The 237-nt window shown below is 41.8% G+C and carries 1 pseudogene; it reads left to right on the forward strand.

Features of this window, described 5'->3' with window-relative positions:
• Positions 1 to 237, forward strand: a pseudogene (locus AAEY68_RS21680) (acyltransferase family protein); the annotation flags it as partial.

The following is a 237-nucleotide window of genomic DNA, read 5'->3' on the forward strand; positions in this document are numbered from 1 at the left end:
CCCGTTTACTTACCAGCTCTAGCAGTCAATGGACAAGTATTAAGCGTTTGTTGGTCATTGGGGTTGTTGGTATCGCTTTAGGGCAATTAGGCTCGCTGATTATGCCAATTAATAAATCGCTTTGGACCAGCACCTTTGTTATTTACACCTCAGGGATTGCCTGTATTGTACTGGCCTTTTTTGTGTGGCTTTGCGACATAGTAAAACCCGAACGTCTTGTTAATCCATTAATTGTAT

The sequence above is a fragment of the Pseudoalteromonas sp. RB2-MNA-CIBAN-0110 genome (assembly GCF_040309305.1).
GTDB classification, from domain to species: domain Bacteria; phylum Pseudomonadota; class Gammaproteobacteria; order Enterobacterales; family Alteromonadaceae; genus Pseudoalteromonas; species Pseudoalteromonas arctica.